10 protein-coding genes, 2 tRNA genes and 1 pseudogene are annotated in these 14484 nt (G+C 69.7%); 1 reads left to right on the top strand and 12 read right to left on the bottom strand.

Going from position 1 to position 14484, the window contains the following annotated elements; all coding sequences use genetic code 11:
• The first annotated feature begins 81 nt into the window (after window positions 1-81).
• Window positions 82-744, top strand: a complete 663-nt coding sequence (locus tag AC1DT4_RS02705) for a GNAT family N-acetyltransferase (RefSeq protein WP_477088223.1) — start codon at window positions 82-84, stop codon at window positions 742-744.
• Here the strand turns inward: AC1DT4_RS02705 and AC1DT4_RS02700 are convergent.
• The 12 genes and pseudogenes from AC1DT4_RS02700 to dnaA all read right to left on the bottom strand — a co-directional run bounded on the left by AC1DT4_RS02700 (window position 741) and on the right by dnaA (window position 13963).
• Window positions 741-1361, bottom strand: a complete 621-nt coding sequence (locus AC1DT4_RS02700) for a GyrI-like domain-containing protein (protein ID WP_477088222.1) — start codon at window positions 1359-1361, stop codon at window positions 741-743. The genes AC1DT4_RS02705 and AC1DT4_RS02700 overlap by 4 nt on opposite strands.
• Before the next feature lie 68 nt (window positions 1362-1429).
• Window positions 1430-1502 (bottom strand) — tRNA-Ala (locus tag AC1DT4_RS02695).
• A 19-nt stretch (window positions 1503-1521) separates the two neighbouring features.
• The gene (locus AC1DT4_RS02690) at window positions 1522-1641 is read right to left on the bottom strand and encodes a DLW-39 family protein (RefSeq protein WP_456825014.1); all 120 of its coding nucleotides are present in this window, start codon (window positions 1639-1641) and stop codon (window positions 1522-1524) included.
• Between the two features lie 22 nt (window positions 1642-1663).
• Window positions 1664-1737, bottom strand: a tRNA-Ile gene (locus AC1DT4_RS02685).
• Between the two features lie 84 nt (window positions 1738-1821).
• Entirely contained in the window at window positions 1822-2823 is a 1002-nt protein-coding gene (locus AC1DT4_RS02680) for a DUF3566 domain-containing protein (protein WP_477088221.1), read from the bottom strand.
• Window positions 2820-5435 carry a DNA gyrase subunit A gene (gene gyrA / locus AC1DT4_RS02675; RefSeq protein WP_477088220.1) on the bottom strand — a complete coding sequence of 872 codons (2616 nt, stop codon included), beginning with the start codon at window positions 5433-5435 and terminating at the stop codon, window positions 2820-2822. Before gyrA ends, AC1DT4_RS02680 begins: the two co-directional genes overlap by 4 nt.
• 49 nt (window positions 5436-5484) lie before the next feature.
• Complete coding sequence (gene gyrB, locus AC1DT4_RS02670) at window positions 5485-7533, bottom strand: DNA topoisomerase (ATP-hydrolyzing) subunit B (protein ID WP_477088219.1); 2049 nt, start codon at window positions 7531-7533, stop codon at window positions 5485-5487.
• Window positions 7534-7726: 193 nt separating this feature from the next.
• The gene (locus AC1DT4_RS02665) at window positions 7727-8305 is read right to left on the bottom strand and encodes a DciA family protein (protein ID WP_477088218.1); all 579 of its coding nucleotides are present in this window, start codon (window positions 8303-8305) and stop codon (window positions 7727-7729) included.
• The gene (gene recF / locus AC1DT4_RS02660) at window positions 8295-9485 is read right to left on the bottom strand and encodes a DNA replication/repair protein RecF (RefSeq protein ID WP_477088217.1); all 1191 of its coding nucleotides are present in this window, start codon (window positions 9483-9485) and stop codon (window positions 8295-8297) included. The genes AC1DT4_RS02665 and recF overlap by 11 nt, the downstream gene beginning before the upstream one ends.
• 10 nt (window positions 9486-9495) lie before the next feature.
• Window positions 9496-10428, bottom strand: a pseudogene (gnd, locus tag AC1DT4_RS02655) (phosphogluconate dehydrogenase (NAD(+)-dependent, decarboxylating)); the annotation flags it as partial.
• Between the two features lie 130 nt (window positions 10429-10558).
• Entirely contained in the window at window positions 10559-11689 is a 1131-nt protein-coding gene (gene dnaN, locus AC1DT4_RS02650) for a DNA polymerase III subunit beta (protein WP_477088216.1), read from the bottom strand.
• A 738-nt stretch (window positions 11690-12427) separates the two neighbouring features.
• On the bottom strand, window positions 12428-13963 hold the full coding sequence (gene dnaA, locus AC1DT4_RS02645; RefSeq protein WP_477088215.1) for a chromosomal replication initiator protein DnaA: 1536 nt from the start codon (window positions 13961-13963) through the stop codon (window positions 12428-12430).
• Between the last annotated feature and the right edge of the window lie 521 nt (window positions 13964-14484).

The following is a 14484-nucleotide window of genomic DNA, read 5'->3' as shown; positions in this document are numbered from 1 at the left end:
GGACCAACCTAGACGACGGCGCCGACACGCGTGGAGATCATTGATGTTGACCGGGGACTCCCGCGACGGCAGCCTGCAGCGATGACCGACCTCACCGAGCTGTGGCCGCTGGCCGGGCTGCGCGTCCGCAGCGGCGACCTGGAGCTGCGGTTCCTCGACGACGAGCACCTGCTGGCCCTCGCGCGACTCGCCGGCGACGGGGTGCACGCTCCCGACGCGATGCCGTTCACAGTCCCGTGGACGCGCGGAACGCCCACCGAGGTGGCGCGCAGCGTGCTGGCGTACCAGTGGGGCCGGCGCGGTTCCGCCTCACCGGAGGCCTGGACCCTCGAGCTCGCGGTCGTGCGCGGGGGCGAGGTCGTCGGGACGCAGGCGCTCATGTCGAAGGACTTCCTCGTCACCCGCGAGGCCGAGACGGGGTCGTGGCTCGGCCTGCGCCACCACGGCCAGGGCATCGGCCGTCGGATGCGCCTCATGGTCCTGCACCTGCTGTTCGAGGGCTTCGACGGCCTGCGTGCGACGACGTCCGCGTTCGAGGACAACAGCGCGTCGAACGGTGTCACGCGGCGCCTCGGGTACGTGCCCAACGGCGTCGACGTCCTCACCCGGGAGGGCCGGCCGGCGCGGAGCAACCGCTACGTGCTCGACCGGGCCGCCTGGGACGCGCGGCCGGACGAGCTGCGCCTGGACGTGACCCTGGTCGGCGTCGAGGCCGCGCGGGAGCAGCTCGGCCTGGGCGCCTAAGCCGCGACGACCGGCTGCCGCAGGATCGTGCGGCGCTTCTCGGGCACCACGCGGCGCGCGTCGCTGAGGTAGATCTCGTGGTGCCGACCGGTCGGTCGCAGCCCGTACGCGGGGAGGAACTCGTCGTGCAGCTGCGCGAGCACCGGACCCTCGTCGTCGAACGAGCCGACGTGCAGCGTCTGCACGCACCGCCCCTCGGACAGGGTCTCCAGGCGCACCTCGTCGAGCCGGGCCGGGCGCTTCGACGCCCTGGTCCGCTCCACAGCCCCGGCGTACCCGGCCCCGTCGATCCAGTCGGGCACCAGGAGCATCAGTGTCCAGTCCCACCGGGTCTTGTCCCGCGCGGCCGTGAAGGCGTCCAGGTCGTCGGCCCACCACAGCCCCTCGAGGGGCGGGACCACGTAGTCGCGACCGAGCTCGCGCTTGCTCGCGAACTTCAGCGTGTACGCGAGGGGGTAGAGCGTACCGACCGCCTCGGAGAACGCCGCCGAGTCGTTGGGGTCGCCGTGGCCATCGATCATCAGGTACCGCAGGTCGGGCACGTCGACGACCCGGAAGGTGCCCCTCGGTGCGGCGTAGGCGTCGAGGGACGCGGTGAAGCGGATCTTCGTCGGCACGGGTCACCTCCGCTCGGAGCAGGAGGATGCCGCGCGGTCGGCGGGCATCGCCGCCGTACGTGTCAGGGTGGAGCCAAGGGGACTCGAACCCCTAACCCCCTGCTTGCAAAGCAGGTGCGCTACCAATTGCGCCATGGCCCCGTGAGCGAGGGCGTGGGCCTCACTCGAAGGTGTCGGTGACCTCTGCCCACAGGTCTCGCTCGTCGCGATCCTGTGCGTACTTCTGCCACACGACGAATCCGAGGGCGGCAAGCGCCACCAGGAGCAGGAGCTTCTTCATCGGTTCCCCCACGGGTCGGGAGTGGGCCTAACAGGACTTGAACCTGTGACCTCTTCCTTATCAGGGAAGCGCTCTAACCGTCTGAGCTATAGGCCCGTGCACTGCATGCGCCGCAGTGGCGCCGGACGAGACTACCCCAGGCCAGGGGCGGCGCCCAAACCGGCTACCGAGTGGCCGTCGTCACTCGTCCGTCATGGTCACGTGCACGCCGCCGACGAGCGCCGCCACGATGTTGTAGAGGAACGCGCCGATGGTCGCGAGGGCCGTGATCAGGAAGACGTCGATGACGGCGATCAGCGTCGCACCGGAGATGATCCGGGAGAACTCGACGTACTGCAGGATGTCGATCCCGCTCTCCGTGCCGGTGATCTGGGTGACCAGGTTGTCGGCCTTCGTGAACACCTGCAGGCCGTTGAGCGTGAACCAGATCACCGCGGCGGCGACCACGATCATGATGCCGATCGCGACCGACAGCAGGAACGACAGCTTCATGACGGACCAGGGGTCCACGCGCGAGATCGCGAGGCGGACCCGGCGAGGTGCACCGTGCTGGCCGATCGTCGGGATGCGTCCCGTGGTCGGACGCGCGCCCGTGAGGTTCTCGGTCGACGTGGCCGTCCGGGGGGCGCTCGGGTTGGCCGCCGGGGCTTGAGCCGGGGTGGTCGTCATGGTCGGTTCCTTGGGACGGGGTCGAGTTGCCGCAGCGAACGCGGCGGACGTGGCGACGCCGGCCTTCTTGAGCCAGACCGTGGCGGTGTCCACCGCCACCATCATCGGGGACGGCGGGTCGTGCTCGTCGCCGACCACCGCGGCGGCGGTGTCACGATCCTGTGGAGATATCGAGGTGGTGGCCGCCGCCTCGGCGTGTCCGTTGCTGCTCGAGCGCGACGACGAGGGTGTCGACGACGTCGACGACGCGGTCGGACGCTCCGGTGCCTCGGTCCGCGTCGACGTGCGGGTCGGGGCGACCGTCGGAGGCATCACGGTGGCCGGCACGGTGAACGCCGTGGTCCCGTTGCTGCCGTTGAGGCTGGGCACGTGCGTCGCGGCGTCGTCGGCGGCCGGCTCGTTCCACGCCGAGGACGATCCCGTGCGTGGCGCCGACGTCGTCGTGCGACCTGCGGTCGTCGGCGTCGTCGGGCGTTTGCGTGGCGGGATCGAGGGGGGCGTGGAATCGGTCATGCGTCCTCCGCTGACTCGTCGGTCACGGCCTCGTCGGCGGGCGTCCCGACGTCGTCGGGTGCGTCCGTGGCGTCCGTTCCGTCGGAAACCGGGCCATTCTCAGCGCCCACGGTACCTGCCTCGTCCGCCAGGTGTCGCTCAGTGTTGCGTGCGACCGCGATGATCCTGTCCCCGTTGTCGGGCTTGGCGAAGATGACTCCCTGCGTCGTGCGACCCGTCGCGTTGACCTCCGACGTGGCCGAACGCACGATCTTGCCGCGCTCCATGATGACCAGGACCTCGTCGTCGGGGTCGACCACGAGCGCACCCACCAGGTCGCCGTTCGCCTCGGGCAGGTTGGCCACCTTGATGCCCAGACCGCCGCGGCCCTGCTGCCGGTAGTTCTCCACCGTCAGCGCCGTGCGCTTCGCGATGCCGCCCTCGGTCACCGTGAACAGGAACGCGTCCTCGCGCACGACGTCCATGGCCAGCAGCTCGTCGTCGTCGCGGAACTTCATGCCCGTGACGCCGGAGGTGGCCCGGCCCATCGGCCGCAGCGACTCGTCGGATGCGGTGAACCGCACCGACTGGCCCTTGCGCGACACGAGGATGAGGTCCTGGTCGGAGTCGACGAGCCGCGCGGAGACCAGCTCGTCGGGGAGCCCGTCCTCGTCCTCGCGCAGGTTGATCGCGATGACGCCGCCCGAGCGGTTGGAGTCGTAGTCGATGAGGCGGGTCTTCTTCACCAGGCCGCGCTGCGTGGCCAGGACCAGGTACTCGGCCTTGGTGTAGTCGCGGATGTCGAGCACCTGCGCGATCTTCTCGCCCGGCTGGAACGCGAGCAGGTTGGCCACGTGCTGCCCCTTGGCGTCACGACCGCCCTCGGGCAGCTCGTACGCCTTGGCGCGGTAGACCCGGCCGAGGTTGGTGAAGAACAGCAGCCAGTGGTGCGTCGTGGTGACGAAGAAGTGGTCGACCAGGTCGTCCTCGCGCAGCTGCGCGCCGCGCACTCCCTTGCCGCCGCGGCGCTGGGCGCGGTAGTTGTCGGACCGGGTGCGCTTGGCGTACCCGCCGCGGGTGATGGTGACGACCATCTCCTCCTCGGCGATGAGGTCCTCGACGCTGACCTCGCCGTCGAACGGCAGGATCGTCGTGCGGCGCTCGTCGCCGTACTTGGCGACGATCTCGCCCAGCTCGTCGGAGACGATGTCGCGCTGGCGCTGCTCGGAGTCGAGGATCGCCTGGTACTCGCGGATCTCCGCCTCGAGCTTGGCGTAGCGCTCGAGGATCTCCTGGCGCTGCAGCGCGGCCAGCCGGCGCAGCTGCAGGTTGAGGATCGCGTTGGCCTGGAGCTCGTCGATGTCGAGCATCGCCATCAGGCCTGCGCGTGCGTCGTCCGCGTCGGGGGACCGGCGGATGAGTGCGATGACCTCGTCGAGAGCGTCGAGCGCCTTGAGGTACCCGCGGTAGATGTGGATGTCCGCCTCGGCCTCGCGCAGCTTGAACGCGGTGCGCCGGACGACGACCTCGAGCTGGTGGGTGACCCAGTGGCGCACGAAGGCGTCGATGCTCAGCGTGCGGGGGACGTCGTCGACGAGCGCGAGCATGTTCGCGCCGAACGTGTCCTGCAGCTGCGTGTGCTTGTAGAGGTTGTTGAGCACGACCTTGGCGACGGCGTCGCGCTTGAGCACGATCACCAGGCGCTGGCCCGCGCGGCCGCTGGTCTCGTCGCGGATGTCCGCGATGCCGGTGACCTTGTTGTCCTTGACCAGGTCCGCGATCTTCTTCGCCAGCGTGTCGGGGTTCACCTGGTACGGCAGCTCGGTGACCACGAGGCAGATGCGGCCCTGGATCTCCTCGACCTGCACGATCGCGCGCATGGTGATCGAGCCGCGGCCCGTCCGGTACGCCTCCTCGATGCCCTTGTGGCCCAGGATCGTCGCGCCGGTGGGGAAGTCGGGGCCCTTGATCCGGACGAGCAGGGCCGCGAGCAGCTCCTCGCGCGTCGCGTCGGGGTGGTCGAGGTGCCACTGGACACCCTCGGCCACCTCGCGCAGGTTGTGCGGCGGGATGTTGGTGGCCATGCCGACGGCGATGCCGGCCGAGCCGTTGACCAGCAGGTTCGGGAAGCGCGACGGCAGGACCGTGGGCTCCTGGGTGCGGCCGTCGTAGTTGTCCTGGAAGTCGACGGTGTCCTTGTCGATGTCCCGGACCATCTCCATGGACAGCGGCGCCATCTTGCACTCGGTGTACCGCGGGGCGGCGGCGGGGTCGTCGCCCGGAGAGCCGAAGTTCCCCTGGCCGGCCACCAGCGGGTAGCGCAGCGACCAGTCCTGCACCAGCCGGACGAGGGCGTCGTAGATCGCCGTGTCGCCGTGCGGGTGGTACTTGCCCATGACGTCGCCGACGACGCGCGAGCACTTCGAGAACTGGCGGTCCGGGCGGTAGCCGCCGTCGTACATCGCGTAGAGCACCCGGCGGTGCACCGGCTTCAGGCCGTCGCGGACGTCCGGGAGGGCGCGGCCGACGATGACGGACATGGCGTAGTCGAGGTACGAGCGCTGCATCTCGAGCTGCAGGTCGACCTGGTCGATGCGGCCGTGCTCGATCTCGTTGCCGGTGGTCTCGCTCAACGTGTTTCCTTACGTTCGGTGCGTGCTGGTGGCCCGTGCGGTCTCCTGATCAGATGTCGAGGAACCGCACGTCCTTCGCGTTGCGCTGGATGAACGAGCGACGGGACTCGACGTCCTCACCCATGAGGACCGAGAAGATCTCGTCCGCGGCCGCGGCCTCGTCGAGCGTGACCTGCAGCAGGGTGCGGTGCTCGGGCGACATCGTGGTCTCCCAGAGCTCCTGGTAGTCCATCTCGCCCAGGCCCTTGTAGCGCTGGACCGAGTTCTCCTTGGGCAGCCGCTTGCCGTTGGCCTGCCCGTCGGCGATGACGGCGTCCCGCTCGCGGTCCGTGTAGACGTAGTCGTGCTCGGCGTTCGACCACTTGATCCGGTACAGCGGCGGCTGCGCGAGGTACACGTGGCCGTGCGTGATGAGGTTCGGCATGTAGCGGAACAGGAGGGTGAGCAGCAGGGTCCGGATGTGCTGACCGTCGACGTCGGCGTCGGCCATGATCACGATCTTGTGGTACCTCAGCTTGGACAGGTCGAAGTCCTCGCCGATGCCGGTGCCGAAGGCCGTGATCAGCGCCTGGACCTCCTGGTTGCCCAGCGCCCGGTCGAGCCGCGCGCGCTCGACGTTGAGGATCTTCCCGCGGATCGGCAGGATCGCCTGCGTGCGCGGGTTGCGACCGCGGACCGCGGAACCGCCGGCCGAGTCGCCCTCGACGATGAAGACCTCGCACTCCTCCGCCCGGTTCGACTGGCAGTCGCGCAGCTTGCCCGGCATGCCGCCCGACTCGAGCAGCCCCTTGCGCCGCGTCGCCTCGCGGGCCTTGCGGGCAGCCATGCGCGCGGCCGCGGCCTGGATCGACTTGCGGATCACGTCGCGCGCCTCGGTCGGGTGCGACTCCAGCCAGTCCCCGAGCTGGTCGTTGACCACCCGCTGCACGAACGTCTTGGCCTCGGTGTTGCCCAGCTTGGTCTTGGTCTGACCCTCGAACTGCGGCTCGCCCAGCTTGATCGAGATGACGGCGGTGAGCCCCTCGCGGATGTCGTCGCCCGTGAGGTTCTCGTCCTTCTCCTTGAGGATGCCCTTGTCGCGCGCGTACCGGTTGATCAGCGAGGTCATCGCCGCACGGAAGCCCTCCTCGTGCGTGCCACCCTCGGTGGTCGAGATGGTGTTCGCGTAGGTGTGGACCGACTCGGAGTACGCGTTGGTCCACTGCAGGGCGATCTCGACGGCGATCCGGCGCTCGGTGTCCTCCGACTCGAAGTCGATGATCTCCGGGTGGACGACCTCCACCTTCTTCGCGCTGTTGAGGTGCTTGACGTAGTCGACGAGGCCGCCGTCGTACTTGTAGGTGACGGTCCGGAACGGCGCGGGGTCGCCCTCCGCCTGCTCGTCCTCGCCGGCGACCTCGTCGCCCGTGCCCAGGTGCGCCGGCCGCTCGTCGGTGAGCGAGATCTGCAGGCCCTTGTTGAGGAACGCGTACTGCTGGAAGCGCGCGCGCAGCGTCTCGAAGTCGTAGTCGGTGGTCTCGAAGATGGCCGGGTCCGCCCAGAACGTCTGGGAGGTGCCGCTCTCGTCGGTCGGCGCGCCCTTCTGCAGCTCGCCCAGCGGCTTGCCGCCGTCGGAGAAGTCCTGCTGCCACGTGAACCCGTCGCGCTTGACCACCGTCTCGACGCGCGTGGAGAGCGCGTTCACGACCGAGATGCCGACGCCGTGCAGACCGCCCGAGACCGCGTAGCCCGCGCCGCCGAACTTGCCGCCCGCGTGCAGGATCGTCATGACGACCTCGACGGTCGGACGACCCTCGGTCGGGTGGATGGCGACGGGGATGCCGCGGCCGTTGTCGACGACGCGCACGCCGCCGTCGGGCAGCAGGGTCACCTCGATGTGGTCGCAGTAGCCCGCGAGGGCCTCGTCGACCGAGTTGTCGACGACTTCGTACACCAGGTGGTGCAGACCGCGCTCGCCCGTGGAGCCGATGTACATGCCGGGGCGCTTGCGGACCGCCTCGAGCCCCTCGAGCACCGTGATCGCGCTGGCGTCGTACCCGCCGTTGCCGTCCTTGGTGGTCTTCGTCGTGCTGGACGGGGGGGTGCTCTGCTCGGCCACGGGCGGTGGTGCTCCTCAAGCTCTCACACGCGACGGAGGGCGCCGACCGAACTTCACCGGGTCGGATCACTCCATGACGCTGGAGTTCCAGGCACAGATGCGCCAGGAATGACCTTCACAGTCTACCTGGTGGACGGGCCTGGACCCTCTTTTCCCACAGGTGTCCGTGCGGGACTCGTCGCTCGGCGGACGATCAGCGGAACGTGTCGCGCTCGCCCCGGCCGGCCACCCGCTTCGGGCCGGTCTTGAACCGCGGCCCGCCGGGGTTCAGCACGGTGATCTCCAGGACGATGCCGTCACCCAGGTCCGCGGCGAAGCGGCCGAGCATCGCGGGCGCCAGGAACTTCAGCTGCGTCGCCCACGACGTCGAGTGCGCGCGGAGCGTGAGCGCACCGCCCTCGAACGACACGTACTCGCAGTGCTCGGCGACCTGGGGTCCGACGAGCTCCGACCACCGGTGCTTGAGCACGCCGGCCACCTGGTCCGAGGTCCCGCCCAGCTGGTCGAGCAGTCCGCTCACCGTCGAGCCGATCAGCTGCGGGTCACGGGCACCCGGACCCGCCGTGCCGACCGCCACCGGGACGAGCGGTCGGCGCCGCGCCGGGTCGCCGGGTCGGTAGCCCCGCTGGGCGGCCGCGGCCTTCGCGCGGCCGAGCGCGCCGAGCGCGACCTGGCGCGGGGGCGTGAGGTCGACGAGCTCGCGCAGCGGAGTGCCGTCCACCGGCTTGTTCTTCGGCGCGACGAACAGGCCGTCGCCGTCGTCAGAGGACACGGGCGACCTCCCCGCCCATCACGTCGACCCGGGCGCCGGCGAGGGGCGCCGGGACGTCGTCGGCCACCGCCGCCGTGATGAGCACCTGCCGCGCCGGGGCGACCAGCTCGGCCAGGCGGTCGCGGCGGCGCGCATCGAGCTCCGCGAACACGTCGTCGAGGATCAGCACCGGCTCGCCGTCCGGTCCCCAGTCGCCGCCGGCCCACCCGTCGATCTCGTCGCCGTTGGTCAGCAGCTCGTACGACGCGAGCCGCAGGGCGAGCGCGAACGACCAGGACTCCCCGTGGCTCGCGTAGCCCTTGGCCGGCAGCCCGCCGAGCGTCAGCACCAGGTCGTCCCGGTGCGGACCGAGGAGGCTGACCCCGCGCTCGATCTCCTTGGTGCGCAACCGTCCCATCGCCTCGAGCAGCTGCGCCTCGACGAGGTCGGCCGTCGCCGCGTCGTCGTCGGTCTCGAGGACGGCGTCGAGCGACGCCTTGTAGGTGATGATCGCGTCGCCCTGACCCGCACTGACCTGCGCATACGCCCGCTCGATGTGCGGGGCCAGCGACCGGACCAGGCTCCGCCTCGCGACGATGATCTGCGCGCCCGTCTGCGCGAGCTTGGCGTCCCAGACGTCCAGCGTCCGCAGGTCGGCACCCCCACCCCGACGGGCCGCGCCCGCTGACTTGAGCAGCGCCGAGCGCTGCCTCAGGACGCGCTCGTAGTCGGCGATCACGCTCGACACCCGCGGGGTGAGCTGGACCAGCAGGTCGTCGAGGAAGCGGCGGCGGCCGTCGGGATCGCCCTTGACCAGGGACAGGTCCTCGGGCGCGAACAGCACGGTGCGCAGGATCCCGAGCACGTCCCGCGCCCTCGTCGGCGACCCCCCGTTCACCCGGGCACGGTTCGCCTTGCCGGGCGTCACCTCGATCTCGACGAGCGACGCACGCGGGTGGCCCGGCTCGAGCTCGCGCACGACCTTGGCCCGCACCACGGCCCTGGTCGTACCCGCACGCACCAGCGCGGCATCGGTCGGCACCCGGTGGCTGCCGAGGGTCGCGATGTAGCCGAGCGCCTCGACGAGGTTGGTCTTGCCCTGCCCGTTGGGTCCGACGAGCGCGGTGATGCCGGGCTCCAGCGGGAGCTCGACCTGCGCGTACGAGCGGAAGTCGGTGAGGGAGAGGTGCGCGACGTACATCGGGTCCCGGCTAGACCGACCGTGCTGGGGGCGTACCCGTGACGGGCCCCGTGGTCCCGGCGGGCTTCACGGCGTGACCGCCGAACTGCTGCCGCAGGGCCGCGACCGCCTTCATGGCGGGCGACTCCTCCTGGCGGGAGGCGAACCGGGCGAACAGGGACGCCGAGATGACCGGCGCCGGCACCGCCAGGTCGATCGCCTCGTCGACGGTCCACCGACCCTCGCCCGAGTCCTCGACCCAGTCGTCGATCTCGCCCAGGCCGGGGTCCTGCTCGAGCGCCTTGACCAGCAGCTCGAGCAGCCACGAGCGCACGACCGTGCCACGCTGCCACGCGCGCATGGTGCCGTGCACGTCCGTGACCAGGTCTTTCGCAGCGAGGAGCTCGTAACCCTCGGCGTACGCCTGCATGAGGCCGTACTCGATCCCGTTGTGCACCATCTTCGAGAAGTGGCCCGCCCCGACCGTGCCGGCGTGGACGAAGCCCTCCTCGCGGGGACCCTCCGGCCGGAGGGCGTCGAACACCGGCATCGCCTTCGCGACGAGCTCCGGGTCGCCGCCGACCATGAGCCCGTAGCCGTTGGCGAGGCCCCAGACGCCACCCGAGACGCCCGCGTCGATGAACCCGATGCCCTTCGCCGCCAGCAGCTCCGCGTGCGGCAGGTCGTCCTGGTAGTAGGAGTTCCCGCCGTCGATGACGATGTCGCCTGCGGTCAGGAGGCCGGCGAGGTCGTTCACGACCGCGTCGGTGATCTCGCCCGACGGCACCATCACCCAGACGATGCGCTCACCCGCGGGGAGCGCCTCGACCAGCGCCTCGAGCGACGGCACGTCCGTGACGTCCGGGTTGCGGTCGTACCCCGTGACGTCGATACCGGCGGCGCGGATGCGCTGCCGCATGTTCGCGCCCATCTTGCCCAGACCCACCAGACCGACGTGCATTCCGCGCCTCTTTCGGTTCCCCGTGCTGCTTTCGGCTGTCGCGGCTCACTCTGCCGCAGGGAGCGGCGGTGCGCCGATCAACTGTGCGCTGGTTCGACGGTGAGCCGGTTCGACTGTCGGCCGGCCCGACGTGTCAGCTGGCGAAGCGGATGGGCACCAGCAGGTAGCGGTACTCGGGGTTGTCCTCGCCGTCGAGCGTCTCCTGGCCGGTGAACTCGACCGGCTTGTTGGGGTGCGTGAACGACAGCCGCACGAACGTGGTGCTCAGTGCACCCAGACCGTCCAGCAGGAACTGCGGGTTGAACGCCACCGAGATGTCGTCGCCGACCAGCGTGGCCTCGAGCGCCTCGGAGGCCTGGGCGTCGTCGCCCTGACCGGCATCGAGGACGACCTGGCCCTCGCTGAACGACAGGCGGATCGGGGTGTTCCGCTCGGCGACGAGCGCCACGCGCTTGGCCGCGTCCGCGAGAGCGTGCGTGCCGACGACGGCGTGGATGGGTGTCTCGTCGGGGAACAGCCGGCGGACCGCGGGGTAGTCGCCGTCCACGAGGAGGCTGGTGGTCTGACGGCCGGCGGCCTCGAAGCCGATCATGTCCACGCCCGAGCCGGTCGACAGCGCGACCGTCACCGAGCCGGCGCTGCCGAGCGACTTCGCGGCGTCCGAGAGCGTGCGAGCCCGGACCAGTGCGACGGTCGAGATGTCCGGCGACGACGGCTTCCACGTGAGCTCGCGCAGCGCGAGCCGGTAGCGGTCGGTGGCCAGCAGCGTGACCTTCTCGCCCTCGATCTCGACGCGCACGCCCGTGAGCAGCGGCAACGTGTCGTCCCGGCTCGCGGCGACGGACACCTGGGCGACCGCGTGGGTCAGCTCGTCGCCGTCGACCGTGCCCGTGGTCGGCGGCATCACCGGGAGGTTCGGGTAGTCCTCGACCGGCATCGTCAGGAGCGTGAACCGGCTCGCGCCGCAGGTCACGACGACCTTGGTGCCCTCGAGCACCACATCGACCGGCTTGTCCGGCAACGAGCGGGAGATCTCGGCCAGCAGACGGCCCGAGACGAGCACCGAGCCGGCCTCGCTCACGTCCGCAGGGATCTGCGACCGCGCCGAGACCTCGTAGTCGAAGCTCGAGAGCTGCACCGTGCCGGTGGTGTCGGCCTCGAGGCGCACACCCGCCAGGACGGGGACCGGCGGCCGTGTGGGCAGGCTGCGTGCCGTCCATGTGACTGCGTCCGCGAGAACGTCACGGTCGACCCGGAACCTCATGCCTCACCTCTCGTCGTGCGGGCCTGCCGGCGTGCCGTCACAGGTTGTGAGGAGGTCCGGTCGGAAGGCGTCAGGCGAACACTACGCGAGAGGTCCGACGCTCGGTACGGGCATGAGGATGACAACGACACCGGTGTCGTTCGTCGTTCGTCCCGGGAGCCGCTCGGCCCTCTGGCGGTGTGTGGATCCATCAGACAGAGAAGTGTCGTCATCGTCATCGGTGCTGTGCACTGTGTGGATCGTCGACGTCCGCGCAGGTCAGCCCCGCTTATGGCTGTGCACGCCGCTTGTGGGCCAGATCGGACACCCCGTGGACGGTCGTGGAGAGCTGTGATCCGACCGTTCCACGTCCACCGGCAGAGGTGTCTCCGTCCACACGACACCCTGGGGTCATCCACCGTCGTCCACAGGTGTACCCACAGGTGTGGAGATTCGTCCCATGCATGTCTCATCCGGAGGGTGAAGGTTGGGGTCAAGCCCGTCGGATCGTTTCGACGGTGAGAGTTGTCTCATGGCTGGACACCCGGAATGCCTGTTTGTGAACGTGCACATTGACCGGAAATGTCCAAGTTGAGACATCCGTGCAGGTCAGAGCGTTGTCCCGTGGCTCGACGGACCCAGTTGCGCCGAACGGGTGAATCCCGTCACAAGCATCCCCAGGTCCCTGTGGATGCCTGTGGATAACTATGGGGAAGTGGTCGGTCAGAACGGTCCGAACCGGACGCGCTCGCGCGCGTCTCAGCCGCGATTCTGCTGCTTGATCCTGTTGGTCAGCTCGGTGACCTGGTTGTAGATAGAGCGACGCTCGGCCATGAGCTCACGGATCTTGCGGTTGGCGTGCATCACGGTCGTGTGGTCCCGGCCGCCGAACGCCTGGCCGATCTTCGGCAGCGACAGGTCGGTGAGCTCCCGACACAGGTACATGGCGATCTGTCGCGCCGTCACCAGGACCCGGGAGCGGCTGGACCCGCAGAGGTCGTCGATGCTCAGGCCGAAGTACGCGGCGGTCTGGCCGATGACCTGCGTCGCCGTGATCTCGGTGGTCTGGTCGTCCGTGATGAGGTCCTTGAGGACGATCTCGGCGAGCGACAGGTCCACCTGTTGGCGGTTGAGGTTGGCGAACGCCGTCACGCGGATCAGCGCACCCTCGAGCTCCCGGATGTTCGTGGAGATCTTGGAGGCGATGTACTCGAGCACGTCCGGCGGCGCCTGCAGCCGCTCGCTGCCGGCCTTCTTGCGCAGGATCGCGATGCGCGTCTCGAGGTCGGGCGGCTGGACGTCGGTGATCAGACCCCACTCGAAGCGCGACCGCATCCGGTCCTCGAAGCCGTTCAGCTGCTTGGGCGGCAGGTCGGAGGTGATCACGACCTGCTTGTTCGCGTTGTGCAGCGTGTTGAACGTGTGGAAGAACTCCTCCATCGTCTGTTCCTTGCCCTGCAGGAACTGGATGTCGTCGATGAGCAGGACGTCAACCTCGCGGTACCGACGCTGGAACGCGCCCGCCTTGCCCTCGCTGATGGAGTTGATGAAGTCGTTGGTGAACTCCTCGGAGTTCACGTAGCGGACGCGCACGCTGGGGTAGAGGTTCTGCGCGTAGTGCCCGATGGCGTGGAGCAGGTGCGTCTTGCCCAGCCCCGAGTCGCCGTAGATGAACAACGGGTTGTAGGCCTTCGCCGGTGCCTCGGCGACGGCGACGGCTGCCGCGTGCGCGAAGCGGTTCGAGCTGCCGATGACGAACGTCTCGAAGAGGTACTTGGGGTTCAGCCGGGCGGGCTCGGCCGGCTGGCGGCGGTTGGCCGGCGGGGGTCTGTCGTCGTCACGACCTCCGTACCGGCGGGTGTTCCGGGGCTCGTGGTCGGACGCCTCGTCGTCGGCGACGAGCGACAGGTCGGGGCGAGCCTCCCGACGCGCGTCGGCCTCGTCGGCCTCGCGCTCGTCCCGGGACGGGCTGTAGGGCTCGTGCCGCTGCTCGGTCCCGACGACGCGGAGCGCGGGCGGCGCGTCCTCGGCGAGGTCGGGGTCCACGGTGATGGCGAAGCGGGCCTCGCGTCCGAGGGCCGCGCTGAGGGCCACCGTGACCTCGCCGCGCACGCGCGACTCGAGATAGTCCTTGGTGAGGTCGTTGCCGACGGCGAGCAGGAGCGTGCCGTCGAGGAGACCCAGCGGACGCGCCAGCCGCACGAAGGCGATCTGGCGCGGAGTGATGTCCGGACTCTGCTCGAGGGTCGACACCACGTGCCCCCAGACCCTGGAGAGCTCTTCGTCCTGTGACACGTGCTACCTCGGCTGTTCGTTCGCGTGGGTGGTCGAGTCTGGCACGACCCCGGGTTGTCCACACAGTTGTCCACACCTGTGAGCAGATGATCCAGCCGAAGTCAGAGGCTCCTCGAACTGGTCAGGACGGCGTCTGGAGCGCAGCTGTCGTCGTGGATCTCGCCGCGACCCGGTCCTGTCCACCACGTCGTGGTCCACAGGCCGCCACCCCCGGGCGGCGATGATCGATGGTAGTGGCCACCCCGTGCGGCGGGCAGTGCTCGACCGGGTGACGTCCGCCCTGTGTGCGACGCGTCTCCCCGGGCCCGCAACGCGCTGCTCGGGCCGACTGTGGGAGGATCGATCCGGCGAGTCGCGCGCATTTGACCGGCCACTACGGCGGGAAGTACGGTATTGCAGCCTTATCGATGGCTCCTCCTGGCGCGCCCTGACGCCGCACGCATGCATGTGTGACTGCCTGTGTGTCCCGGAGCTTTCATCTCGGCAGCCTGAACCTGGTCGCGCGGCACATGCGAGACCCA

The sequence above is a fragment of the Cellulomonas sp. P4_D11 genome (assembly GCF_056401915.1).
Note: the sequence above shows the minus strand (reverse complement) of the source record. Positions and strands in the feature narration are given on the sequence as shown.

Bases quoted from the DNA above. Each gene is read 5' to 3' on its own strand.
- AC1DT4_RS02680 (WP_477088221.1), bottom strand. From the start codon at position 2,823: ATGACCGATTCCACGCCCCCCTCGATCCCGCCACGCAAACGCCCGACG.
- AC1DT4_RS02690 (WP_456825014.1), bottom strand. From the start codon at position 1,641: ATGAAGAAGCTCCTGCTCCTGGTGGCGCTTGCCGCCCTCGGATTCGTC.
- dnaN (WP_477088216.1), bottom strand. From the start codon at position 11,689: ATGAGGTTCCGGGTCGACCGTGACGTTCTCGCGGACGCAGTCACATGG.
- recF (WP_477088217.1), bottom strand. From the start codon at position 9,485: ATGTACGTCGCGCACCTCTCCCTCACCGACTTCCGCTCGTACGCGCAG.
- AC1DT4_RS02705 (WP_477088223.1), top strand. From the start codon at position 82: ATGACCGACCTCACCGAGCTGTGGCCGCTGGCCGGGCTGCGCGTCCGC.